This is a genomic window from uncultured Limosilactobacillus sp., assembly GCF_934202235.1.
Lineage (GTDB): Bacteria > Bacillota > Bacilli > Lactobacillales > Lactobacillaceae > Limosilactobacillus.
Window position 1 is genome coordinate 1 of sequence record NZ_CAKPXS010000026.1, and the last position, 24400, is coordinate 24400.

Genomic DNA, 24400 nt, shown 5'->3' on the forward strand with positions numbered 1-24400 from the left:
TGGTTCTGTTTTCTGCGATTGTCGCACCTGATTACACCTCCGATATAAGTTACAAGTTATTGTCGTTCGGTCCTTCATCTGATTAATCAGACTACTATGACCTCGGCTGACTTCTGACCTACTCAACGCTACATCACTGCATCGCTTGTTTCTGTAGAATTTCATCCATTCCTCTTGTCGGAAACGTGTAGGTTAGATTTCCCCGGGTAAGAATATTAACTTTCGTACCATGTCACCGTTAGCTTTACTGAAAGCAACTTCGAGCAGTATTGGACTTCAACTTGTTACGCAGTCTTATCCAGTTACTTTCAGCCTTATAGCTACTTCTTGTTCATCGGTGCAGTACTTTGCCTTAGGCTTCCTTCAGATTCCACCTCACAGTGGACACCCTTGCCCTCGGCTCATGGTTCCGACTACTACGGCCCATAGCAGACTTTCACCGCCTAGCTAATACCCATGCCGGGCGCACGCATAATAAAAGCAGCGACTCGTTGGCCGCTGCTTTTTTGTTGAGATTACTTAACTTCCTTGGCGTTTGCCATTGCCTTCATCAGTGAAGGGTTCTTGGAGTGACAGTCCTTGATCATTTGGACTTCTTCTTCAGTCAGTTCAACTTGGTACTTTTTCATCATCATAACCTCTTTTTTCGCTTAGTTATTATGACTATACCACGATCTAGGCTGCCGTTGCAGGGTGATTTGATTCAGCCTGGTCAATATGTGCCCAGTTGAGTAGCAGTGACGAAGTAACAACGGAAACCGAGGAGAAGGCCATCGCTAAAGCGGCAATTTCTGGTGTCAGCTGAAGACCGAACCCAACAAAGAGGCCGGCAGCAATCGGAATTCCAATCAAATTGTAGATCAGGGCCCAGAATAAGTTGAGCTTGATCCGCCGGAAAGTTGTCGCAGCAAGTGAGAGTGCATTAACAACCCCGCGCAGATCATTTTTCACCAGGATAATTCCACCGGCTTCAATGGCGATGTCGGTGCCGCCACCCATGGCAATTCCCACTTCAGCCGTTGAAAGGGCCGGTGCATCATTAATCCCGTCCCCAACAAAGGCAACCTTCTCGCCCCGCTGCTGGAGGAGCTTAACTTGTTCCGCCTTCTGGTTAGGTAAAACACCAGCAATGACCCGGTCGATTCCCACTTGATCGGCAATCTGGTGAGCTACTTCTTCATTATCGCCGGTAATCATGACGGTGGTGAGGCCCCGCTGATGAAGGGCCTTCATCGTTGCCGCCGATTCCTCCCGGGGAACGTCCTGGATAGCCACCAGGCCAATAATCCGCTGGTTTTCACCAACGTAAACGACCGTCTTGGCCGCCTGACGCAGCGCAGTCGCCTGCTTAGCGAGCGTATCGTCCAACTGCCAGTCGCCAAGCAGTCGTTCACTACCGACAGCTACCTGGTGGCCATCGATAACCCCGCTAACCCCTTGGCCTTCAGTCACTGCAAAGTCATCAACCGCTGCCAGGTGTAAATCATCCTGGTTAGCCCGGTCGGTAACGGCCTTAGCTAACGGGTGCTCCGACAAGTTTTCCAAACTAGCTGCGACGGTTAAAATCCGTTGCTGGTCCTTCCCTGCAACATCCGTGACTTGCGGGTGACCAGTGGTGATCGTACCGGTCTTATCAAAAACGACCGTCGTCAACGCGCTAACTGCCTGCAGGGTTTGACCATCCTTAATGAGGACCCCCATCTTGGCTGATCGCCCAGTACCGACCATTAAAGCCGTTGGCGTCGCTAAGCCGAGGGCACATGGGCAGGCAATCACGATCACGCTGACGGCAAAGAGGAGCGCCTGGATGAAAGTAGCTCCCAATAACGCGAACCAAATAACAAAAGTGGCCAGGGCAATAATCATTACTACTGGGACAAAGTAGTGAGCCACAACGTTGGTAAAGTCTTGAATGGGGGCGTGGCTAGTTTGCGCCTTTTTGACCATTTCAACAATCTGGGCCATCATTGTCTGGCTACCAACCTTGGTTGCCCGAAAAACGAAGGTCCCGGTCTGATTAATCGTCGAGCCAACCACAGTGTCACCAGCTGTCTTTTCTACTGGCATACTTTCCCCGGTAACCATTGACTCGTCCACCGCCGAATGACCACTAATAATCTGCCCGTCAACCGGGATCTTCTCCCCCGGCTTAACCTGAACCTGATCACCAACCTGAACCTCCTTGAGGGAGACGGTAACCCACTGGCCATCTCGCTTCACAACCGCCGACTTGGCCTGCAGTTGGAGGAGCTTGCTAATGGTCCCTTCGGCATTTTTGTGGACCCGTTCTTCCATTGCGTCGCCGAGAGTCACAAAAACGGCAATGAAAGCAGCACTTTCAAAGTACACGCTCCGCCCGGTGAATAAGGCGAAGACACTGTAGAAGTAGGCCACCGTTGTTCCTACGGCCACCAAGGTGTTCATGTTGGCGTCATGGTGCTTGGCGGCGGCCCAGGCGCTCGCCCAGTACGGCAGCGCTGCTACCAGCATAATCAGCGTAGTAACGACAAAGGCAATCCAGTTATAACCAGGCATCATCCAGTGAAAGGGCATTGCCAACATCTGAACCAGTAGTGGCAACGCCAGGATAAACGAGATCCAGAACCGCTTGGTTTCAGACAGTTTCATCACTTAACAACCACCTTTCCGTGAAACATGTTCATCCCGCAAGCAAAATCAATCGTGCCGGTCTTGTCCGTCGGGATCTCGACCGTCGTCACATCGCGTTTCGTGAGGTCTTCGTTAACCCCTAATTTATCAAAGACGACGTGTGATAAGCAGGCGGTGCTATCCTGCATATCAAAGTTCAACTTGGCTGGTACGCCCTTTTTGAGGACGATCGTACTTGGCGAATAGCCACCCTTTACAACAACGGTGGCTGATTGCTCGTTATTGTTGCGAGTAGCCATGCCCGTTGCTTCCTCGTGTTTGCCCAAGAACCACCACCCGATAAATCCCGCCAAAACGGCTGCGACTAAGACTGCAATGATTTGTGTTGTTCCCATCATCAAAACTCCTTTGCTAAATTCGTTTACGTTTGTAATCATTACTCAAGTATCATTCTACTCTTTCGTTTACAGATGTCAATATAAATGCAACAAAAAAACTCGTTGTCAACCAACGAGTCATGATGACTTTCTTTAGCCGGTATAAGGAGTGAAAGGCTTAAAGCCCAACTGACTAATCGCCGCCCTTTCTGCTGATGTTAATGTCTTTTGTTCAAATGCCCGTTTCATTACCAACTCGTGCTGGTGAATGCACAATAACTGGTGGTATTGTACCAGCTGGTCTTGCAACCGTCGACGACGCTGGTAATCAGAGAATTCAACCTTTGATCCCGCCAAGCCGTGGCAATAACGGTGAAAGTCAGCTAATTCTAGCTGGAGGTGTGCGACCCGGTCTGCCGCCTTCATATTGGTCAAAAAAGACTTTGCACACCACTGAACCGTCACCAGTAAGGGTGCGTGGTTGTGGACGCTGGTAAATTGCAAGCATAGGTTGTTGGTCTTCCGGTCAGCAATTTCAGCGTGGACCAAGTGGTGAGTCATCACCCACACTACTTCTTCGTTGGCTGTTCCACAGGTTGGTACTAACTGATACTTGCCAGCAACCGCCGACCTAGTTGCCCGGGGCATCCCCAACATCCGGTAACACACCCGGTTGTCCGCTTCACTAATGCAGTTTTCGGTAAAAAACTGCCGTAACACCATGGCCAGCTGGCGGCGAATCAGCAATGTCTTCCCAGTCCGATCGACCACCAGGGTGGCGGGCTGCCCGTGATAGTTGCGGCCAGTTAATAAGACCACCGAGTCCCAGGTAACGTGGTAAGCAGCGACAATGTAATCCACTTGTTGAACAGGAAAAGTCGTGATGTTAATTGATGGGCATTGACCAGCCATGTAAGCACCCCGGTTAAAATAATTTGTCAAGCAGGCAAAAAGGACCATTAAACAGCAAAAGCGCTTTCTCTCGCGCCAATTACTGAGATTACAGAACTACTGGCTGCTTGTCAACAAGTTTTACCCAGAAAAAGTACTTTCTTACTCCATTTCCTTAATTACAGAAGTCACCTACACTGTGTTTAACCTTGGCCAGGGAAATTACAATGATTAGGTGAGAACATGAATCAACGAACAATGGCGGAGGGGATGAGCTTTCTCCTCGCCCACCAGCGCACCCGACTAATCCACGGAGTGCTCAAAAGCGTCTACCTCAGGCCTTCTGATGACGATTACCAGGACTGCTTTCAGGAAGCCTGCCTCCTCTTTGCCCAGGCTTACTGTGACTTCCCCCGCGAGATTGATAGCCACGAAAGTGACCTGATGCACTTTACCTACCAGAAAATTCGCTGGCGATTGCTGGACCAACGTCAACGGACCGCTTGGCAGGCGAGCAACTGTGAATGCTCCCTGGACAGCCCGGTCCTTAGTCCGACACAAAAGGAACTCCTGTTTCTCAACCCCGCAAGCAATTCACCCCTAGCCATCACAGCGAAAAACGACCTCTTTGCGCGCTTAGCTGGCCACTGCACTCGCAAGCAGCGCAATTATCTCCTCTCAGTAGTCGTCCGCCACCTTAGCGACAGTGAAATCGCAGAATACTATGGTGTCAGCCGGCAAACCGTTTATCAGTGGAAAAAAGGAGTGATCGCTAAAGCACGGCAACTGCTAAAATGAGTTAAAAAAGGCTTTCGTGGTCATCACGAAAGCCTTTCTTGCTTGGTTGGTGTTCAAATAATGCACTTCATTTACTCTTATAACTTAACGGCGTCACCTGGTGCCAGGGTCACTTCACCCACCAAATTCTTGTTAAACAACTTGGTAATGCCATCGACATCCAAACCCTGACCAAGCCCCCACATCAATTTGGTAATCGCACTCTCCGCAGTCATGTCGTGAGAAGAAATGGCCCCCTCCAGGAGGGCCAGCCGGCCAACCTCATAGCGGGTCAGGTCACTCCGCTCATAAAGACACTGACTCGTGGCAATGACTGGAATCCCGCGGTGAATCAAGTCGCCAATGACGGCCACCAGGTTACGGCGGATAAAGTTCATTCCGCCAAGGCCGTAAGCTTCAATGACGATTCCACGACAACCATTATCCACCATCGCGTACAACAGTTGCGGATCAAAACCGGGGAAGAGCTTAACCAGGGCCACGTGGGTTTCCAGCTTATCCTGCAGGCGGCACGGCTCCGTTGGCGGGACCGGTTTCCACCCGGTATAGACAATTCCGTCGGAAGTCACGTTGGCAATCGGTGGCACCTTGACACTTTCAAAGGCATCAAAGTTGGTCGTCCGCACCTTGACCGCCCGGGAGCCGAGCATAATCTTGCGGTTGAAAGCGAGGTAGATTGCTGGTGGGCAGTTAGCGGCAGCCGCAAACGCTAGCCGCAGGTTATCAATGGCGTCGGTCAGGACTTCGTTGATCGGCACCTGGCTCCCCGTCAGCACGACCGGCACGTTAATATTTTGCAGCATAAATGACAGCATGGAAGAAGTGTATGCCATCGTGTCAGTACCGTGAGAAATGACGATTCCGTCATATTTATTCCGGTAGCAAAAGACCTTCTTGGCCATCAGCTGCCACTCCTCTGGCTGGATATTGGAAGAATCCAGTTCTAAGATATCTTCCACATCAATCTGGTACGGCACCGGTCCCAGCTGTTTCAGCAACGAGGTCCCTTTTTCCTGCGGCTTGAGACCGGTACTCGACGTTTCGGAGGCAATAGTGCCGCCAGTTGTTAACAATAAAAGCTTCTTTGCTGTCACTTTCATCACTCCCTTGACACGTTATTTTTATTTTACCACACGACCAGGGCAACGCATTAGGCCCGAATCATTAGCTTCTTAACCGCTCCCCATAGTATAATGAAAGCGTTGTTAAGCAGACTCACTTTACAGGGAGGCATCACTAATGGAAATTAAAAACGTTGTTGTCGCTGGCGCCGGTGTCCTCGGCAGTCAAATTGCTTTTCAGGCTGCCCGTTTCGGTTTTCAGGTTAAAATTTGGAACCGTCACGTTGACCGGGCCGAACGGCGACTGGCGGCGATCAAGGCGCCGTTCATGAAGGATATGCAGGCCAGTGAAAAAGAGTACCAGCAAGCGATGGACCACATCGTCGATATCAGTAACGACCTAGCGAAGACCGTTGCTGATGCCGACCTGGTAATTGAATCAGTCTCGGAATCACTGGCAATCAAAAAAGCTTTCTACGGCGACCTCGGGAAGGTTTTACCGGCCAACACCATTGTTGCCAGCAATTCTTCCACTTTTGTTCCGAGTGAGTTAGTCAAGTTTACTAACTTCCCGACCCGCTTTCTCCACATGCACTTTGCCAACCACATCTGGGCACACAACGTGGCTGAAATCGTCGGGACGACTGAAACAGACCCGGCCGCAAAGGAAGCGGTGATCAACTTTACCCGCGCGATTGACATGGTTCCAGTTGTCCTGAAGAAGGAAAACCACGGCTACGTCATGAACGCTCTCCTCATTCCGCTGCTCAATGCCGCACAAACGTTGTGGGCAAACGGGATTTCTGACCCGCACACCATTGATAAGGACTGGATGATCTCCAACGGTTCACCGATGGGGCCGTTCATGATCCTCGACGTTGTGGGACTGCGGACTGCTTATGAGATTGTCAATAACCAGTACACGCAAACCAAGGACCCATTAGCCAAGAAGATTGCCGACAAGCTGAAGGAAATGATTGATGCCGGCCATACCGGGGTTGAAGCTGGCCAGGGCTTCTACCACTACCCGAACCCAGAATTCCAGGATCCGGACTTTCTGAAAAAATAACTCACGTTAACCAACCAAACAGCGGGTGTCTTGAAGGCACCCGCTGTTTTACTATCTCATAACATCCCTAAGAGGTCCTTGACCATAAAGAAGATAACTGGCACTAGCAGTGCCGGCAAAAAGTTGAGCGTTTGAAAGTGGCGAATCTTGAGCATTGACAAGCCAGTCGCAGCAATTAAAAAACCACCGACAATTGCTACTTCAGTGACCAGGTCACCACTAAAGAAAGAGGCTGATAAATATTTGGCCACGACGTAAATCGTCCCTTGCCACAGTAAAACCACGGGAGCCGACCACATCATCCCCCAGCCAAAGCTGGCCCCGAGGACGATCGCGGTGATCAAAGCCATCATCGCGTTAGTATACAACATGGTATTATTGCCCTCTGCTGCCGACATTACCGGGCCGACAATGGACAGGGCCCCCACACAATATAACAGGATGGCCGTCGTCAAGCCCTCACTTAAGCCCTCTTGACCACCACTAATTCGCTTGGTAAGGCGGTTGATTCTCCCTTCGAGATCCCACCAGGTACCAAGGACCACCCCAATGGACAGGCTGACAATAAACATCACTTGGTAGTGACTCTTGGGCATATTGCTGACGAAGCTCTGAATGCCGATTCCCAGGGCCGCTAATCCCATCACGGTAAAGAGCGCCTGCTCGTATTGCTTTTTGATGCCGCCATTAATAAAACAACCAACACTGGTCCCGATGACCACCCCGAAAAAGTTCGCCAGTATGCCACTCATTTGATCCACCCCAAAAAACGGGACGACCACTTACCGGCCTGCCCCGTAAATTCTTTGGTTACACTAACCATTATTAATATAATAACACGCTTTTAGTTTTTCTGGAGGTAGTCGTCTAAGACCACTAATACCCCATCATGGTTGTTGTCTACTGGTACCTGCCGCTCAGCCACGGACCGTGCCACGCTCCCACCGTTAGGCATTGCCCAGCTAATACCAGCCAGTTGCAACATGGTAACGTCATTGCCGCCGTCACCAAAGGCCATCAGGTCGTTAGCCGATAGTCCCCACTTTTTCAACAAGTAGCGAAGAGCGAAGGCCTTATCAACACCGGGGATCGTCAGGTCAACTGAACCATTCCCACTGGGGGTTGCTTTAACTTTCCCCGGAAAACGACTTTCAATTTGTACTAATAACCGTTTGACTTCCTCCTCATCGTCAATCGTAAAGGAAATCTGGAAAAACTTGTCGTCTGGCAGCTGGTTGAAGTTGTCCACCAGCACGTGCTTCGGGAAGTAAAACTTCATCCATTTCATCATTTCTGGTGGGAGGTCACGAGAGAGGTAGCCAGCCTTGACCCCCGCCATCAGCGGGGTAATTACTAGCTCATTGATCATAAACGGTACCAACTCGGCAACCATTTGTGAATCAAGCGTCTTGACTAGTAGTGGCCGCTCACGCTGGCTCACGTAGGCCCCGTTTTCACAAACAAAGGTCAACTGGTCAATCATCGCGGGAGTGAAGTACTTTGCCAGGTTTTCGTACTGGTCACCGCTAGCAACGATGATCCGGACCCCCTGAGCAGTCAGTTCGTCCAGTAAGCGGGCAAACCGTTGCTGGTCAAAATGCTTATCGTCACGCAAAAAGGTACCGTCCATGTCAAAGGCAACAGCGTTAAATGGCAGTGTCATGAAATTACTCCTTTCGTTGGCGGCAGGATTAACCGGTCGCCAGCTAAAAAACTATCTTGAAACTTTGTCAGCGGGTGAAAATAAACCTTCCCAAATTCATCAATCTGTCCGTGGAAGTCCTTCGTCATTGCAGTCGTAAATCCTGTCGGTAGTTGGCAACGACGGGCCAGGCTCTGGTAATCAGTCAGGTTGGCCACTCCTAACTGGGTAAACAACGTCCGGGCGTACTTATCAGCAATAAAAGTGGGCACGTCAAAAATATAAGTCAGGAACACATCAGCCGTTTCTTGACCGACACCACGGAGGGCCAAGAGGCGCTGACGCAACTGTAAACCATAATGCTGATGAATGGCCGCATAATCATAACGCCATTCTTTCAGCCAAGAAAAAACACTCACTAGTGAACGACTCTTATTGCGGTAAAAACCGGCTGGACGAACCAGTGCTTGTAGTTGGTCCGTGGGGAGCGCCAATAAGCGGTCCGGGTCAAAGGCGGTAACCTGACGAAATAGCGTCATGGCCTGATCAGCATTCCGCCAGTTGGTATTTTGAATCAAAATGGCGCCGACAATAATTTCTTCACGGGAATCGCCAGGCCACCAACCGGACGGCCCCATTTCCCGCAACATCTTTTGGTAAAGCGTCGTTAACGTAAGGTGCACAAAATACCTCCTTTCTTTATTCAGATAACCAAGAATAGTGTACCGGTTGGAACCGATGATTTCCAGCTAAAGCTGTCCGCTCGCCGACTGTGCTGTCAGTGTCCACGGCGGGCTGAAACTTGGCGCAGGAGGACCGCAGCGATTGTTCCCAGACAAGCAAAAACAGCGCCGACAAGTCCCACCATCCGCAAAGGCATAACTTGAACAGCAAACGAAACTGTTAGCGAACCGAGCATGACCCCCACGTTCGTGCACAGCGGATCTAGTGAGGAAGCAAGGTTCAATGCAGCAGGGTAATCAGCGGCCGCCACGTTTAAAAACATTACCTGCAAAATTGAACTTGGCATTCCCAATAAGAGGCAGACTAAGGAAATTACAGTAACCCCCAACCACGGCTGATGAAAACTCGGTGTCATCAGCAATAAGAGAATCAGTGTTGCTGTCTCAATCAGTGGCATTTTACTTGTTTGGTAACGACCAGCAACCCAGCCGGCGCAAAAATTACCAATAATAAACATAATGCCAATAAAGCTTAGGATCCAATTGAATTCGCTACGGGAAAAGCCCAGTGTATCAACCAACAGCGGGCGAATAAAAGTATAGAAACTGTACTGTGCCGCGTAAGTCGCAATCACAATCACCACGCCGTCAATTACCCGCCAATCGGTCAAGAGCGTTAGTTGGTGATCAAGCGAGCTCCGGCTTTGCGCACTTTGGTGTGGCAAGACGATGAACAACGCGACACTAACTAACACGGTCAGAACGCTAATAATCAAGAAACTGACCTGCCACGTCGATAAGTTGGTAATCATCGTCCCTAGTGGCACACCAACAATCGTTGCGATATTATATCCCGAATAAGTAATAGCCACCAACATTGGCCGCTTAGCAGGTGGCGCTACAATGCTGCCATACACCAAGATCAATGAAATAATGACCCCAGCAACCAGCGCAGTAATAATCCGACTGATAAAGAGCCACAGTAGTGACGGTGCAATGGCGGTCAACGTATTCCCAACCAGGAAAACGACCATGGCAGCCATTAAGACGCGAAAACGGGGCCACTGGCTGGTCAAAGTAGTGATCAGTGGCGTTGCCAACACATAAGTCATCGCAAAAACAGTGACTAACGTGCCCACCGCTGACAGCGATGCCTGGTAAGTCCGGGCAATGTTGGAGGTAACTCCCACCACCAGAAACTCGTTACAACCAAGTAAAAAAGCTACCGCAACAAAGGTTAATACTTGGCATTGATAACGATGTCTATTCTTTTCCAAAATAATTCCTCCCGTTACCAACTCTTTTGCTCCACCCAGGCCCATGTTAAAATAAGGCAACTCTTTGTCAACCGCTTAAAGGAGGACCTCATGAAAGCCATTTTAACGACCATTGGAAAAGACCGTCCCGGGATCGTCGCCGGAGTTAGCAAGTACCTTGCCTCTAATGATATCAATATTTTGGATATTTCGCAGACGATCATGGGAGATAATTTTACGATGATGATGTTGGTCAAGGTCAACGACCAGACCAATTTTCAACAACTACTTGCGGACTTAAAGCAGCTGGGCCAACAGTTATCCGTCACCATCGACTTACGTAACGAAGAGTTGTACCGCGCAATGCAGCAACTGTAAGGAGGAAGCAGATGGAAAAAGAGCAGATTAAGGAAACACTGCGGATGATCAACTCTGAACGGTTGGACCTCCGCACAATTACGATGGGCATTTCGCTCTTTGACTGTATTGACAGCGATAGTGACCGGGCCTGCCAAAAGATCTATGAAAAAATCACTACTAAGGCGCAAAACCTGGTTAAGGTTGGTCAGGAGTTAGAAGCAGAGTACGGAATCAAAATCGCTAACAAGCGGGTGGAAGTGACACCGATCGCAATGATTGCGGCCGCTTCCGGGGACCACGACTATGTCAAGTACGCCCAGATACTAGATAAAGCGGCGCACACGATTGGTGTCGACTTCATCGGTGGCTTTTCTGCCCTGGTGCAAAAGGGCTATAGCAATGGTGACCGGGTACTAATTCAATCGTTGCCGGCAGCGTTGGCGGAAACTGATTTAGTCTGCTCATCGGTTAACATTGGTTCCACCAAGGCTGGTTTAAACATGGATGCCATCAAAGAAATGGGACAGGTGGTGGTCGATGCCAGCCAACTTGACTACATGACCAATGCGAAACTAGTGATCTTCTGCAACGCCGTTGATGACAACCCCTTCATGGCAGGTGGCTTTCTCGGTGTTGGTGAACCAGACACAGTAATTAATTGCGGTGTTTCTGGTCCCGGTGTGGTGAAGGCCGCTCTGCAACGAGTTGCCGGCCAATCCATGGACGTTGTTGCCGAAACAATCAAAAAGACAGCCTTTAAGATTACCCGTCTCGGCCAGTTGGTTGGCGCCGCTGCCGCTGACCGGTTAAAGACTCGCTTTGGGATCGTCGACCTCTCACTTGCTCCCACGGCCGCTGCTGGTGACTCCGTGGCTGAAGTTCTCGAAGAAATTGGCTTATCTACTGTGGGTACTCATGGCACCACTGCCGCCCTCGCCATGCTCAATGACGCCGTTAAAAAGGGCGGCATCATGGCTTGTAGCCACGTTGGGGGCCTCTCCGGCGCCTTCATCCCCGTTTCTGAAGATGCTGGGATGATTCGGGCAGTTGAAAGCAACCAGTTGAGCTTTGACAAGCTGGAGGCCATGACCGCTGTCTGCTCTGTCGGCCTTGATATGATTGCCGTTCCTGGTGATACACCAGCCGCCGTCATCTCAGGAATGATCGCTGACGAAGCGGCAATTGGGATGATCAACAACAAGACCACAGCTGTGCGAGTTATTCCCGTTCCCGGCAAACAAGTTGGTGATGACGTCAACTTCGGTGGACTACTGGGACACGCTCCCGTGATGGATGTCGGTCACGGCTCAGCTGCAGCAATGATCAATCGTGGCGGTACGATTCCGGCCCCGATTCACTCCTTTAAAAACTAAAAAAGCAACCCCCGTTCCTTGAACGGGGGTTACTTTTTGCCTATTTTTCGGCATCCCACTCAGCGTGAAACTCAGTCAGGAAGTCTAACATGACCTGCTGGCGGTGCGCAGCAATCCGCTTGGCACTCGGCGTGGACATCATTGACTCCAAGTGCAATAACTTTTCCGAGAAATGGTTAATGATCGTTTCATCGGCCAGGTTGCGGTATTCTTCTCGCGACATATTTTGGCGCGGCTTAACAGCCGGATCGTAAATTTTTTCGTGGTGGGCACCACCATAATATATTGCCCGGGAAATACCAAGTGCACCGATGGCATCTAACCAGTCCGCATCGCGGATGATTTTGCCTAGTAGCGGTAATTTTAGTGGTTTATCTTCTAGTGTCCGGGCAAAGGAAATATTTCCTAACACGTCCACCAACTGAGTAACCTGCTGTTGGTCAAACTTAATTCCCAATAAAAAGTCCGCCAACTCCTTTTTAGCTTGGCCAACACTCGTCACTAGTTTTTCATCAATCGTGTCATGGAGGTAAGCACCCACCATTGGCAAAAAGGGATCGACGCCCTCACTGGTCGCTAAGCGCCGTGCCATCCGGACAACGCGTTCTAAGTGGTCCATGCCATGGCCAGTCTGATCTTGGCCTAGTTTTTCCTTGGCAAACCGTCTCACGGCTTGTAATTGCTCTTCTTGTTTCATTATTTTGATCCTTTCCTGTTTATCATTATTAATGCCAAAACGACTTCCTAACCCTCTACTTGAGTTTCATCTGGTCAAGTGGCACTAAATGAGTATGGTGAGTGAATTTATAAGCGAGGTAGAAGATGATGAAGGTGGGGACACTCATGTAAGTAATCAGTAAATTCGACCAATCAAGGTGCCGAAAGGCTGAAATATCCTGCCCGCAAATCACGACCAGACAAAGAATAAAGGCAAAAATTGGCCCGAGGGGGAATAAGCCAGCGTGATAATCTAACTCCTCAAGTGAATGCCCTTGTTTGATAAACCCTCGCCGAAAGCGATAGTGGGCAATGGCAATTCCTAGCCATTCCATAAAACCACCGAGACTGGACGCGCCAATTAGGTAATTGTAAACATCCGGACCGATAAACTGTAACCCCCATAGTGCCAGCGAAAGAGCCGCCATCATCAAAAAACTGGCAATGGGTACTCCCCGTTGATTAACCTGCCGAAAACCGCACCATAAAAAGCCATCCATTGATTGTGAATAAATAATACGCGAAATTGCGTACAGCCATGAGTTGGCGGAGGATAAAACGGCAATCAGAATGACGAAGTTCATTAGGCCCGCCGCGTAGCGTAACCCTGCATCTTCAAAAATAAGGGTAAAGGGGCTAGTAACAATATCTTGAACGTCTGAACTCAAGAGGTGTTTATTGGTATAGGGCAGGATGCAAGCAATGACGAAGATCGTCAGAATGTAGAATAACAGGATCCGCCAAAACGTTGCCTTAATAGCGTGCGGAACACTGCGTGACGGGTCTTTCGACTCGCCAGCAGCGATCCCGACCATTTCAGTTCCCTGAAAAGAGAAGCCAGAAACGACAAAGGCGCTAATGATTCCCGGAATGCCGTGAACAAAGGGCGCTTGACGGTAAGTGAAATTGCGTAAACCAACTGCCTGGTGCGGACCTAAAACGCCAATGATCACTAGCCCACCGACTACCACAAAGATTAATACTGCCGCCACCTTTAACAGTGACAGCCAAAACTCAGTCTCGCCATAAGTTCGTACTGACAAGTAGTTAATGATAAAAATGATCACAAAAGCAGCTAAACTAAAAAGCCACGATGGGACGTGGGGAAACCAAAAATTCATGACGATCCCCACGGTCGATAATTCAAGGGCCACCGTAATCGCCCCGCCAAACCAGTAGTTCCACCCCATCGCAAAGCCCAGCGCCGGGTCAACGTAACGAGTCGCATATTCGGTAAAGGAGCCACTACGCGGATTATAAGTCGCCATTTCTGCTAACGAGGTCATTAAGAAATACACCATAATTCCCATGACCGTGTAGGCCACCAAACTACCACCGGGCCCGGCAGTTGTGATGGCCGAACCACTGGCGATAAACAGCCCAGTCCCAATTGTGCCACCAAGTGCAATCATCGTCAGGTGGCGTGAGTGGAGCGTATGCTTGATCTTCCCGTTTGCTTTTTCCAATAACCTTCATCTCCCGCATGAAAATAATGAACCGCCTACTAGGTAGTTCCGATAACGTCATTATAGCTCAGCGAGTCCGCCACCCACACCGTATTTTATCAAATAAACCACTCCTTTCTCACTAAGTGCGTTATACTGTAAGACACTGATTTGGGGAGGGGCAGCCATGTTATACGAACAAATTGCTCATAATAAACGCAATACCTGGATTGTCATGATCTTGTTTAGCCTGGTTATTTTAGTCATTGCTTACCTGTTTGCATCGATGCTGGATATGACTATTGCGGTCATTTTTCTGGTCGCTGGAATTACCTACCTGACCTATACCTATTTTTACGCAATGCGCCACCTAATGACGGTGACCCATGCGGTTCAGGTACGCCAGCATGATAATCCACAACTATTCGAGCTGGTGGAGGAACTGTGCCTTGCTAGCGGCATGACCATTCCAGAAATATATATTATTCCTAACCGGGAGCCCAACGCCTTTGCTACCGGCCGTGATCCGCAGCATGCTAGTCTGGCGGTTACTGACGGCTTGCTCAAAATGATGAATAAAAATGAGGTGCAGGGGGTCATTGGTCATGAGTTGTCGCATATCCGTAACTATGACACCCGGGTAACGACAATCAGTAGTGGGCTGGTTAACCTGATAATCAAGACCGGTTTGGGAATCGTAAGCTTTTCCTGGGCAATGATTTGTGATAATGATCAGGGCTTATTGGGGCTTCTCATTAAATTTCTTGCTGGTTTCCTGCTCATGATTGGTGGAGTCATCACGCTGATTGGCATTCCCATTGCTAAGCTGCTTTACTTTGCGGTCTCACGTCAGCGTGAGTATCTTGCTGATGCCGGCTCAGTAGAATTAACCCGCGAGCCAAGCGGACTGATTTCAGCATTAACTAAGTTACAACACATGTCGTCACCCCAGCGGAGTCGTGACATGATGGTAAATGCTTTAAGTTTTAACACGCCGTTGTCCTCACACTTTATTGTTAATTTATTTGCAGACCACCCAACTCTTGAGAAACGTATTAAGCGGCTTAAGAATTCAGCCAGCATTTAAAATAGGACATCACCTAGTCCCGGGTCGTGCCTTTCAAATCATTAACCACGTCCATCTTGGAAGCGGTCCTAACTTAAACCATGATAGTTTCCATTTCCTGGTTTATCATGTTCCTTTTTAATCTTCATCTCGCCAGTGCGCCTGACGAATTAAGTTGACCTCTCCAATTGAAGCAATACCGTTCTGGACATGCTTAGCCGCATAACGCACCTCACTAGTTGGTACCCAGTGGTCACCAACTAGTGTTTCACTGAGACGGGGTGCGTGATCTTCACCAAAACCCTTCCCGGCCTTCACCCGGTCGAGTCGCCACGATGGATAGTCAACAATCCGTGCACCCGGTATTGGGGTATGCCAGCGCGCTTCATAGCGCCAGCCGCTGTCATGCCAAACGTATTTTATTTGCCGGTAATGGTCCTTTTCTTCATTCATACGCTTCGTCCCCACCGGGATGGGCCACGGAGCACTTGCTCTTACTTCATCCATAGTTGACCTCTCAAATTGATTTCACGGTATAATGATAACAGTTATTAAAGGAAGTGTGGTAAATGCTTAACAACGAGGAAATCAATACTGCTATTCAAGTCATGCGCACCAGCTTTCCCAATGCCGGCACAACCCTCAAAGCAGACAATCCTTTTCATTTTTTGCTCGCGACGATTTTAAGTGCCCAGTCCACTGATAAATCAGTGAACCTCACCACACCACCGTTATTTGCGACGTACCCGACGCCGCAATCACTAGCGGCGGCCGAACCTGGTGACATTGAGCCATACATCCAATCGCTGGGGCTATTTCACAATAAGGCCAGGTTCCTCGTTGGTTGTGCTCGCAAACTGGTCAGTGATTATCATGGCCACGTTCCACGAGACCGCAAGGAACTGATGACCCTCCCCGGCGTGGGGCGAAAAGTCGCCAACGTGGTAATGGCAGAATGCTTTAACATCCCCGCCTTTCCAGTTGACACCCACGTCAGTCGGGTTGCACGACGGCTCAATATCGTCCCGCCTAAAGCGACACCATTACAGATCGAAAAACGGCTGATGGCAGCTGTTCCACGGAAACACTGGCTAGCTGCTCACCATAGCATGATTTTCTGGGGACGTTACCAGTGCACTTCTCGTAACCCGCAATGCGCGAAGTGTCCCTTACTAACAATGTGCCAGTATGGCCAGGATAACGTCATCTAACAAACAGTAAAAGCACCTGCTTGCCGTTAAAAAACGGTAACCAAGTGCTTTTATTATTGCTAGGAGCTAGTCATCGTGACGGCGTTGTTGGCCCGCGAGTCCTAAGCCTATCAGTAATGCCATCATCCCGAGACCGATCAACCCAACGTGTTGATCATTGCCAGTCTGGGGCAGCCTGGCAGACTTAGCTTGCTGCTGGGCTGACGCTAGTGGAATAACATGGCCGTTAGTCGCTGTGGTTGGCCCGTCAGTTGGCTGGCTCGGTGCCGACTGCGGAACCGGCAGCGGTTGTGGTTGCGGCTTTGGTTCTGGTTGTGGCGTTGGTTGAGCGGGTGTCAATGGCGTCCACGGAATCGACTCGTGATCCTTGACCAAGTAGACGGTATACAGATGATCCAGCTCGTAGTCGGGCAACAAGCTATCCGTGGCCTTCAGCCGGTCCGTCCGGTGGCCGGCTGGCACCAGCTTATACGTGATGGTCTTGCCATGCTCATCCGGAGCAGTCGTGTAAGTAGACCACGTCTTTTGCAGCTCGTCCCACTTTTGCGTGACATCGTTGCCAATGGTCGTACCCTCTTGACCAGTTCCAAGGTCACCACTGGTTAATGGCTGACCAACAAGCTGACCATCCTGGTCTTCAATGACAACCCGGTAATGCATCGTTACGTTGGCCGACGTCAATGGCGTCCACGGAATCGACTCGTGATCCTTGACCAAGTAGATGGTATACAGCTGATCCAGCTGGTAGTCAGGCAACAAGCTGTCCGTGGCCTTCAGCCGAGCGGTCCGGTCTCCTGCTGGCACCAGCTTATACGTGATCGTCTTCCCGTGCGCATCCGGAGTGGTCGTGTAAGTGGACCACGTCTTTTGCAGCTCGTCCCACTTTTGCGTGACATCGTTGCCAATGGTCGTACCCTCTTGACCAGTTCCAAGGTCACCACTCGTTAATGGCTGACCAACAACCTGACCATCCTGGTCTTCAATGACAACCCGGTAATGCATCGTTACGTTTGCCGGCGTCAATGGTGTCCACGGAATTGACTCGTGATCTTTAACCAGGTAGATGGTATAAGTTTGGTTATCAAATGTCTTTGGTAAATTATCCGTCCGCTGCAAGTGGGTATTCGGATCATCGCTAGCGACTAACCGGTAAGTGACCGTTTGACCATTCTGATCGGCTTTCGTCGTGTAGGTGGCGTATTGCTGAAGAAGCTGTCGCCACTTATCCTTTTCCACGTCAGTTAGTGCCTGACCTTCATGACCCTCACCATTACTCAGGCTGGTCGGCACAACCAACGTTTCGGTAATCTTGCCATACTTATCTTCCAACTTCACTTGGTAGTAAATATCGGCAGTCACTGGTGCCAGGTAAATAGTGTAAGTTTGGTTAGTATAAGTGGTATCAGCAGGGATTTCATCCGTCCTGCTGATGCCTCGTGAATCGTTGTGGGCAACCAACTGATAATTAATCCCCTGAGATGAATAATTCTACCAGTGGTCCACCAGTTGATGCCAATTCTCAAGGGTCGCTGGAGAAAGCGGAGCGTTTAAGTCACCTTGGCCCAATTTTCCGCTGGCAACCTCGTCAACCTTCCAGCCCTTATCATTTTCCAAAATCACCCGGTAGTAAATATCAGCAGTCACTGGTGCCAGGTAAATGGTGTAAGTATGCTGATCATAAGTAGCATTAGCCGGAATTTCATCAGTCTTAGACAGGTGCCGCGGGTCATTGGCCGCAACAAACTGATAGTCCCGTCCCTGGTAAGAGAAGGCTTTGTTCTTCCACTGAGTCACCAGTTGATACCAAGTATTAAGAGTTTCCTGGGAGAGCTTAGTGTTAACTTCGCCTTTGCCGAATTCCTTACTTGCCACGACGGTGTGCACTTGCTGGCCCTGTTCGTTCTCCAATACCACCCGGTACTTAACATCCGCCTGTTGCTTAACAGGAGCTGCCGCCAGGTAAATGGTTGCCAACTGGTCCACTGATGAATTGTGGTCAAACGTCTGGGGTAACGACACGGTTGAAAACTTCAGTTTGTTATTGGCATGATTATCCAAGACCACCTGGTAGGTCTGACCATGGTAGGAAATCGTTTTATATGTCTGGTCGAGATAATTCTGCCACTTCTGCTTAATATTATTGGGGATGGTTGAGTCAGACGGCCCCGTTGCTAACTGCGTTGGGGAAACCACCGTCTTGACGTACTGACCGTTACTATCTTCCAAAATGACCTGGTAGTTCACCCGTTGCGTTTCGGCTGTATAGACGACGTTAACTACCTGGGCGTTTTGTTGGGCATCATAGTGTCCGACCATCTTCATATCATGAGTCTGCCAGTCATTCCAGGTAAAGTAGCCCTGGAAGCCGGCCTTGGCTTTATCCGGTTGATAACCAGCAATGGCTGGTGAATCAACATCATACCAAGCCATTTCGTTCCCGTGTCCTGCCTCCGGATTAACGTTCAGCCAATCCACCGGACCATGATCATCATTGACCGAAACAAATTGTCCCGTTCTGACCACGTCAGGAGCAGCTTGCCGCCCGCCAACGCGATCGTACCAGTAATGGATTACCTGCTTGACCGTCTTCGTTTCAGGCATCGTGTAGTGACCGACCACCGAACCAAAATTATTGGGCATCCCAATAATAAAGCGGGGATTCTTCACAAACTGGTAACCGGCTTCGTTGTTAGCACCGAGGTGGGGAAGCAAATTCTTACTGTCGCCCTTTTTCGTCAAAGAAACTTGCCACGGGTTGTTTTGCAGTGCCTTAATCAGGCCCGGATCCACCATCACCCCGCCGACATGGTTATCTGCCGGGTATTTCCTTTGAATCGCGTCTTCCTTATCAGAAGCGAAATCGGTAATCCCTTCACCAGCTGGTGGTAGTAAGTCCGTCGGGTTAACTGGTTGCCAGCTCAGCAACGTGACCGCTGACGGGATGGCGGTTGCCGCACCGTCCTGCAAATCCTGTGCAAAACCATCGTAAGCACCATCAATGTGGACGTGGTAGCTAACCGTGTTGCCGCTGCCCGTCCTGGTAACTGTCACCTTCAGTTTCGTGACTTGGTCCTGGGACCCGAGGAAAAGCTGACCATTAACCGAGTCTAATGCAGTAGTGGTTGTCCGGCCGACAATTTCTTGTTGAAGATCATGTTGAACACGGTCGGCATCCGCAAAGTAGTACCTCACTTTAGAATTATCAGCTGGTTTAGTCACCGTCATGGTGAAATCATTACCAACATCCTTGGTGAGGACAACTCCCTCACTTTGGGACGGATCGCTTAATGAGTTGTACCCCAAGACCCAGGTCCCATTTTGCCGCTGGTACCACCAGTGAGCAGCCGTCTTAGTCGCTGTAGTGGCCTGCAAATGTTCATTCAGTTGTGTTTGCCCACTATGCTTGACCTTAATAGTGACGCCACTAGTCGTGGTGTAGTGGCCAATCTGCAGGTCCCCTTGCGGATGAAACTCATTAATTGATCGGTCAGAAGAATAGAGTTGGAAGCTCTTCGAATCAAGCGGGGCCTGATCAGCATCAACAGTTTGCAAATGGTTATACCAATTGAGCAAGGCAATTTTAACATGCAGCCCATTGATCGCCCCATAACGCTCTGCCTCGTCGATGAAAATGAGCCGGTAATAGCCGTTCGTCCCGCCAAGATCGGTTGTCGCGTTGGTATTATTTTTGTTAATCACCTGGTCGCCAGCTGACGCAAGGTAAGAATTGGCACTATTAACCGGCACAATGTAACCCACAACGTGGCCCTCAGAGGCAACCGCAATCGGCGTATTGTTATCAACGACTTGTCCGTATCCCAAACGTTCTTTTTGCCCACTGGCCGACACAGTATATGGCAACCCCATTTGGATATCAAAGTAATCACCCGCCTGGAGGTTTTTCGCCTGGTCTTTCCCCAAGGAAAAGTCAAAACTGAGCTGGGTTGACCCAGGATGAATCGGTTGGTTTACCTCTTTGCTTCCTGGTTGGCTCTTAACCTTCACATTACTGACGTTATCCCTGGTCAGTAAATTACCAACGTTGTGGCGAACTGCTGGGACGTCCGCATCAGTTACCGCAGGCTGAGCCTGAGCGGCTTGCTGAGGAGCCGGCTGGGCAGCCAGCGAAAATGCCTTTCCTGCCGCTGGTGTCTTTGACGCCAGTACATCCTGATTGTTAATTGGTTGTGATGCCGTATCAGCTGCAGCAGTTAACTGACTAGTACCAAGATAAATTGTTGTCGAAAGAAGGACCGAAGCAACGCCAATACTTAGCTTCCGTAAAGCATAGTGACGGTGATAGTCCCCATAGTCCTTTGCATGATTATTTTTCGATAGCATCTTCAGGTCTCCCCATTAGTTAAATTATAAGAAGGCTTACCAATACGAACAGTAGCGCATGGTAACAATTACTCCTTCCATAATTATCCTTTTTAATATATCACTTTTTGTGATTATTAGTCATTATAAATTAGACTAGCTTGACTATTTTACTAATCAGAATTATTCGACGCACGTAGTCGGCTATCGAAAAAATTGTATAACAAGTAACAATGGGGCGGTCATCCGTTGATGGCTACCCCATTTTGCTTTAGTTATTCTCTTGTTTTAATTCAGCCATTGCCTTGGTCAACTCAGCCGAGGCGGCAGCACTCATCTTAGGAAAGGCCAGGTGCATTTGTTTTAGCCGTTCTAACAAGATATTGGACGCTACCAAACGCTCAAAGCCCTTATCATCACCCGGAATGATGTACCACGGGTTCTTCTTGGTCGCTGTTTTACTTAACGCTACCTGGTAGGCTTCCTGGTAAGAGTCCCAGTACCGGCGTTCATGAATGTCAGCAGCGGAAAATTTCCAGTTCTTTTCCGGCCGCTCGATTCGTGCTTCAAACCGGCACTTTTGCTCTTTTTTCGAAAGGTGAAGGAAGAACTTAATCACTTGGTACCCACAGTGGTTGAGGTACTCCTCATAGTGTTTAATGTCGCTGTAACGGTGGTTGAAAAACTCGTCATCAACGTCGTCGAGAGTGCGAACCCCTGGCAAGTTTTCATCCAGTAAAATCTGCGGGTGAACCCGGGAAATCAACACATCCTCGTAGTAAGACCGGTTAAAAATGCCAATCATTCCCCGCGCCGGGAGTTTCTGGTTAATCCGCCATAGGAAATCATGCGCCAATTCTTCACTGGTAGGTTGTTTGAAACTAGCAACCTGAAACCCAGCAGGATTAACCCCCGCAAAAACGTGTGCCACCAAGCTGTCTTTTCCGGCAGCATCCATCCCTTGCAGGATCAACACTAGTCCTTGTTTGCGGCTAGCAACGAATTTTTTCTGCAGGTCTTTTAACTGCTTACTATTCTTTACCAGTTGTTTTTTGATCTCACCTTCATCACCCACCTTTTGGTCTGGCATTGTCGGTAGCTCTGCCAGGTCAAAGTCACCATTGTCATATCGGTACTGTTTCACTTTCATCGTTAACAACCCTTCCCCAAACGATATCCAAAAAGAGGGTCTGAGACACATCGTCCCAAACCCCGTTAGAGTTACTTATTATCATACCACGTTAGTCATCAAGGACGTGGTGGTGTTCTTCATAAGTGTAGAAGCACCAAGCAATGATTCCGAAGAAGACCGGACCGAATGCCGTCCAAAAGGCAGTCATGTAGTCGCCTGACAGGCATGGTTCGATACAAGTAAAGATAATCCCGATTGCGATAACTAACCACACCACAATGGTCGTAATCGTGGCACTTTTTTGCGTCCGGTAAAAGATAAATGGCCGGTCAAGATTCTTCTTTTGCTTGAAGAACGGGAAAGCACCAATCAGGAAGAGGTATGGTGCCGATGACGAAACGTTCATCATGTCCATCAAAATCGTGTAGAAACGGTTAGCCGCGTTACCACCGAAGGAAATGAAGATGATGATCAGCGAAACGATAATCATCTGAACCCACATTGCAAATGCTGGCATTTCTTCGTCGTTCAGCTTCGTCAGCTTCTTTGGCAACAGACGAGGGTCACAACCTTCGATAAAGGACTTGATTGGCGAGTACACCATAACGAAGGCAGCACCAAGGCCACCAAGAACGTCACTTAATGCCGTGAACCGGGAGAAGAGGTGTCCCATGGCAAGAGCACCGCCATGGCTCATGCCAAAGCTTTGGCCCATCCGAATTCCCAGGTTATTAATCAAAACGTACTCACAATTACCAACATTGACATGCTTGCCACCAAGAACGCCGTACCAGTTGGCAGCAATCCCACTGATTAAGATACAGATAATGTAGAGTGTGGTCATAATCACCATTGAAATGATAATCCCGCGAGGGAATGTTTTTGCGGGCTTATCCAGCGAGTCAGTAACCCCCGCCATTGTTTCCATCCCACCGTAGGCAAATAAGGCGTAAACGATGAAGGAAACAATTGCTATCGGTGACACAAAGGCCTTGTTTGGCGAATGAATCAATGACGAACCAGTCAGTGGCGTCGCCAATTGACCATGATTAGCAACCAGTACCACAATGCTGGCCAGAATGAACATCGCAGATATCCCAAAGACGAAGATCCCACCGACTGAAGCAACCTTAGTGATCTTATTAATCCCTCGCGATGCCATTAAGGTAACAATAGCGAGAAAAATAACTTCCATGATCCCAAGCGTCTTGTTAGCGGACAGGCCGAACAAACGCCAGGTCTGCGTCCGGTCTTCCCCATAGATGACCGTCGACACGGAAATAAAGAAGAACTGGGTGGAGGACACCAGCCAAACGACCCACGCTGCTAACCAGATAAAAGTGCCGATGAAGGCGTTCTTTTCACCAATCGATCCCCGTAACCAGGAGAAGATCCCACCTTTGGCCGCCTTGAACGTGGCCCCGTATTCAGCAAACATCATTGCTGATGGCAAGAAGAAAAGAATTGCCGTTACCACGTACCAGATGATGCTGGCATAGCCCATCTGATAAAAGGCGGTAATTGAGTTACTAAACCCAAAGATAGACGAGAAAATCATCAGGATAAAAGCACCTAATTTAATCTTCTCATTTTGCTTATTTTCCATTAAGTACGCTTCCTTTATATTTATAAGTACATCAGGTGCTATTATACTCGCTTCTGTTCGCAAAATCAGGGATTTTTAAGAATTTTTCTCATTTTTTATCGCCCATAATAAGGAAGCGTTTCATAATGGTGCTCAAACAGTTCTTTCTTTTTCTCAAACACATTTAATGGGACTATTAGAATTATAAACATAGCCATAATCGTGTATATTTGCTGCATAATCACGTCAAAACACCGTTGTAAGTAAAAAAGACTCCCATGGAACAGGCAACTATGCCTGTTGAATGGGAGAAAAGGGCCATGATTCTTTATTCACATACTCAAAGTTATCAGAACCTCACTAATTGCTACCACTTTTATCTTGTTCACGCGGACAAATAGCATTGACTGAGGAGCTGCAACTACTTCTTTTTACCAGGCCCATCAACCTGGACAAAAAACAAACCTCAGTATCACAACAAAAAGGTTAATATACTAAGGTTTGTTAACAAACTAGAATTTGATTAGTGCCGACAAGAGGACTCGAACCTCCGACCTTCGCCTTACGAAGGCGCTGCTCTACCAACTGAGCTATGTCGGCATAAACACAGAAACAGATGTCGACGGGCGTCAACATCTGTTCCGTAATAACTCCGGCAGCCAGACTCGAACTGGCGACAGCCTGATTAACAGTCAGGTGCTCTACCGACTGAGCTATGCCGGAATAACGCGTGGCGACGCCCTATCCTCGCAGGGAGCGATCCCCCAACTACTTTTGGCGCGCTGAAGCTTAACTACTGTGTTC

General features: G+C 49.1%; 21 protein-coding genes and 2 tRNA genes. 6 read left to right on the plus strand and 17 right to left on the minus strand.

The genetic code is table 11. From position 1 onward, the window contains the following. Positions 1-675: 675 nt before the first annotated feature. The 3 genes from Q0E49_RS05000 to Q0E49_RS05010 form a co-directional block, all read right to left on the minus strand. Positions 676-2628 carry a copper-translocating P-type ATPase gene (locus tag Q0E49_RS05000; protein WP_295746840.1) on the minus strand — a complete coding sequence of 651 codons (1953 nt, stop codon included), beginning with the start codon at positions 2626-2628 and terminating at the stop codon, positions 676-678. Further along, a complete protein-coding gene (locus Q0E49_RS05005) occupies positions 2628-3005 on the minus strand; it encodes a cupredoxin domain-containing protein (protein ID WP_295746841.1) in 378 nt (125 codons plus the stop codon). The genes Q0E49_RS05000 and Q0E49_RS05005 overlap by 1 nt, the downstream gene beginning before the upstream one ends. Before the next feature lie 135 nt (positions 3006-3140). Further along, positions 3141-3929, minus strand: coding sequence for a hypothetical protein (locus Q0E49_RS05010; protein ID WP_295746842.1), 789 nt, complete (start codon positions 3927-3929; stop codon positions 3141-3143). Positions 3930-4121: 192 nt separating this feature from the next. On the opposite strand from Q0E49_RS05010, the gene Q0E49_RS05015 reads away from it, so the two are divergent. Beyond that, entirely contained in the window at positions 4122-4676 is a 555-nt protein-coding gene (locus Q0E49_RS05015) for a helix-turn-helix domain-containing protein (protein ID WP_295746843.1), read from the plus strand. Between the two features lie 77 nt (positions 4677-4753). Here Q0E49_RS05015 and Q0E49_RS05020 read toward each other — a convergent pair whose 3' ends face one another. Continuing rightward, entirely contained in the window at positions 4754-5776 is a 1023-nt protein-coding gene (locus Q0E49_RS05020; RefSeq protein ID WP_295746844.1) for an asparaginase, read from the minus strand. A 139-nt stretch (positions 5777-5915) separates the two neighbouring features. On the opposite strand from Q0E49_RS05020, the gene Q0E49_RS05025 reads away from it, so the two are divergent. Beyond that, positions 5916-6806 (plus strand): 3-hydroxyacyl-CoA dehydrogenase, encoded by an 891-nt coding sequence (locus tag Q0E49_RS05025; protein ID WP_295746845.1) that lies wholly within the window; start codon positions 5916-5918, stop codon positions 6804-6806. 56 nt (positions 6807-6862) lie between these two features. Here Q0E49_RS05025 and Q0E49_RS05030 read toward each other — a convergent pair whose 3' ends face one another. From Q0E49_RS05030 to Q0E49_RS05045, 4 genes are all read right to left on the minus strand, one after another. Then, positions 6863-7558 carry a DUF554 domain-containing protein gene (locus tag Q0E49_RS05030; protein WP_295746846.1) on the minus strand — a complete coding sequence of 232 codons (696 nt, stop codon included), beginning with the start codon at positions 7556-7558 and terminating at the stop codon, positions 6863-6865. 92 nt (positions 7559-7650) lie between these two features. Further along, the gene (locus Q0E49_RS05035; RefSeq protein WP_295746847.1) at positions 7651-8469 is read right to left on the minus strand and encodes a Cof-type HAD-IIB family hydrolase; all 819 of its coding nucleotides are present in this window, start codon (positions 8467-8469) and stop codon (positions 7651-7653) included. Continuing rightward, entirely contained in the window at positions 8466-9131 is a 666-nt protein-coding gene (locus Q0E49_RS05040) for a deoxyribonuclease I (RefSeq protein ID WP_295746848.1), read from the minus strand. Before Q0E49_RS05040 ends, Q0E49_RS05035 begins: the two co-directional genes overlap by 4 nt. Before the next feature lie 95 nt (positions 9132-9226). Then, entirely contained in the window at positions 9227-10408 is a 1182-nt protein-coding gene (locus Q0E49_RS05045) for an MFS transporter (protein ID WP_295746849.1), read from the minus strand. A 90-nt stretch (positions 10409-10498) separates the two neighbouring features. Here Q0E49_RS05045 and Q0E49_RS05050 point away from each other — a divergent pair, with 90 nt between their 5' ends. Together Q0E49_RS05050 and Q0E49_RS05055 are read left to right on the plus strand one after the other, a co-directional pair. Further along, complete coding sequence (locus Q0E49_RS05050) at positions 10499-10765, plus strand: ACT domain-containing protein (RefSeq protein ID WP_295746850.1); 267 nt, start codon at positions 10499-10501, stop codon at positions 10763-10765. 11 nt (positions 10766-10776) lie between these two features. After that, the gene (locus tag Q0E49_RS05055) at positions 10777-12120 is read left to right on the plus strand and encodes a PFL family protein (RefSeq protein WP_295746851.1); all 1344 of its coding nucleotides are present in this window, start codon (positions 10777-10779) and stop codon (positions 12118-12120) included. Between the two features lie 40 nt (positions 12121-12160). Here the strand turns inward: Q0E49_RS05055 and Q0E49_RS05060 are convergent, their stop codons facing one another. Together Q0E49_RS05060 and Q0E49_RS05065 are read right to left on the minus strand one after the other, a co-directional pair. Further along, positions 12161-12817: an HD domain-containing protein gene (locus Q0E49_RS05060; protein ID WP_295746852.1), complete on the minus strand. Its 657-nt coding sequence runs from the start codon at positions 12815-12817 to the stop codon at positions 12161-12163. Positions 12818-12872: 55 nt separating this feature from the next. After that, on the minus strand, positions 12873-14249 hold the full coding sequence (locus Q0E49_RS05065; protein WP_295746860.1) for an amino acid permease: 1377 nt from the start codon (positions 14247-14249) through the stop codon (positions 12873-12875). A gap of 220 nt (positions 14250-14469) precedes the next feature. Here Q0E49_RS05065 and Q0E49_RS05070 point away from each other — a divergent pair, with 220 nt between their 5' ends. Further along, entirely contained in the window at positions 14470-15369 is a 900-nt protein-coding gene (locus Q0E49_RS05070) for a M48 family metallopeptidase (RefSeq protein ID WP_295746853.1), read from the plus strand. A 117-nt stretch (positions 15370-15486) separates the two neighbouring features. Here the strand turns inward: Q0E49_RS05070 and Q0E49_RS05075 are convergent, their stop codons facing one another. Continuing rightward, on the minus strand, positions 15487-15855 hold the full coding sequence (locus Q0E49_RS05075; RefSeq protein WP_295746854.1) for a hypothetical protein: 369 nt from the start codon (positions 15853-15855) through the stop codon (positions 15487-15489). A 62-nt stretch (positions 15856-15917) separates the two neighbouring features. Here Q0E49_RS05075 and nth point away from each other — a divergent pair, with 62 nt between their 5' ends. Beyond that, a complete protein-coding gene (nth, locus tag Q0E49_RS05080) occupies positions 15918-16559 on the plus strand; it encodes an endonuclease III (protein WP_295746855.1) in 642 nt (213 codons plus the stop codon). A gap of 66 nt (positions 16560-16625) precedes the next feature. Here the strand turns inward: nth and Q0E49_RS05085 are convergent, their stop codons facing one another. The 6 genes from Q0E49_RS05085 to Q0E49_RS05110 form a co-directional block, all read right to left on the minus strand. Further along, entirely contained in the window at positions 16626-18017 is a 1392-nt protein-coding gene (locus Q0E49_RS05085; protein WP_295746856.1) for an LPXTG cell wall anchor domain-containing protein, read from the minus strand. A 30-nt stretch (positions 18018-18047) separates the two neighbouring features. Beyond that, a complete protein-coding gene (locus tag Q0E49_RS05090) occupies positions 18048-20900 on the minus strand; it encodes a YSIRK-type signal peptide-containing protein (protein ID WP_295746857.1) in 2853 nt (950 codons plus the stop codon). Between the two features lie 250 nt (positions 20901-21150). Next, positions 21151-22029, minus strand: a complete 879-nt coding sequence (locus tag Q0E49_RS05095) for a PPK2 family polyphosphate kinase (RefSeq protein WP_295746858.1) — start codon at positions 22027-22029, stop codon at positions 21151-21153. 91 nt (positions 22030-22120) lie between these two features. Next, on the minus strand, positions 22121-23617 hold the full coding sequence (gene yjeM, locus Q0E49_RS05100) for a glutamate/gamma-aminobutyrate family transporter YjeM (RefSeq protein WP_295746859.1): 1497 nt from the start codon (positions 23615-23617) through the stop codon (positions 22121-22123). 506 nt (positions 23618-24123) lie between these two features. Beyond that, positions 24124-24196 (minus strand) — tRNA-Thr (locus Q0E49_RS05105). Between the two features lie 50 nt (positions 24197-24246). Further along, positions 24247-24319, minus strand: a tRNA-Asn gene (locus Q0E49_RS05110). Positions 24320-24400 lie beyond the last annotated feature (81 nt).

Bases quoted from the DNA above. Each gene is read 5' to 3' on its own strand.
- Q0E49_RS05000 (WP_295746840.1), bottom strand. From the start codon at position 2,628: ATGAAACTGTCTGAAACCAAGCGGTTCTGGATCTCGTTTATCCTGGCG.
- Q0E49_RS05005 (WP_295746841.1), bottom strand. From the start codon at position 3,005: ATGGGAACAACACAAATCATTGCAGTCTTAGTCGCAGCCGTTTTGGCG.
- Q0E49_RS05015 (WP_295746843.1), top strand. From the start codon at position 4,122: ATGAATCAACGAACAATGGCGGAGGGGATGAGCTTTCTCCTCGCCCAC.
- Q0E49_RS05020 (WP_295746844.1), bottom strand. From the start codon at position 5,776: ATGAAAGTGACAGCAAAGAAGCTTTTATTGTTAACAACTGGCGGCACT.
- Q0E49_RS05025 (WP_295746845.1), top strand. From the start codon at position 5,916: ATGGAAATTAAAAACGTTGTTGTCGCTGGCGCCGGTGTCCTCGGCAGT.
- Q0E49_RS05030 (WP_295746846.1), bottom strand. From the start codon at position 7,558: ATGAGTGGCATACTGGCGAACTTTTTCGGGGTGGTCATCGGGACCAGT.
- Q0E49_RS05035 (WP_295746847.1), bottom strand. From the start codon at position 8,469: ATGACACTGCCATTTAACGCTGTTGCCTTTGACATGGACGGTACCTTT.
- Q0E49_RS05050 (WP_295746850.1), top strand. From the start codon at position 10,499: ATGAAAGCCATTTTAACGACCATTGGAAAAGACCGTCCCGGGATCGTC.
- Q0E49_RS05055 (WP_295746851.1), top strand. From the start codon at position 10,777: ATGGAAAAAGAGCAGATTAAGGAAACACTGCGGATGATCAACTCTGAA.
- Q0E49_RS05060 (WP_295746852.1), bottom strand. From the start codon at position 12,817: ATGAAACAAGAAGAGCAATTACAAGCCGTGAGACGGTTTGCCAAGGAA.
- Q0E49_RS05065 (WP_295746860.1), bottom strand. From the start codon at position 14,249: ATGATTGCACTTGGTGGCACAATTGGGACTGGGCTGTTTATCGCCAGT.
- Q0E49_RS05070 (WP_295746853.1), top strand. From the start codon at position 14,470: ATGTTATACGAACAAATTGCTCATAATAAACGCAATACCTGGATTGTC.
- Q0E49_RS05075 (WP_295746854.1), bottom strand. From the start codon at position 15,855: ATGGATGAAGTAAGAGCAAGTGCTCCGTGGCCCATCCCGGTGGGGACG.
- nth (WP_295746855.1), top strand. From the start codon at position 15,918: ATGCTTAACAACGAGGAAATCAATACTGCTATTCAAGTCATGCGCACC.
- Q0E49_RS05090 (WP_295746857.1), bottom strand. From the start codon at position 20,900: ATGCTATCGAAAAATAATCATGCAAAGGACTATGGGGACTATCACCGT.
- Q0E49_RS05095 (WP_295746858.1), bottom strand. From the start codon at position 22,029: ATGAAAGTGAAACAGTACCGATATGACAATGGTGACTTTGACCTGGCA.
- yjeM (WP_295746859.1), bottom strand. From the start codon at position 23,617: ATGGAAAATAAGCAAAATGAGAAGATTAAATTAGGTGCTTTTATCCTG.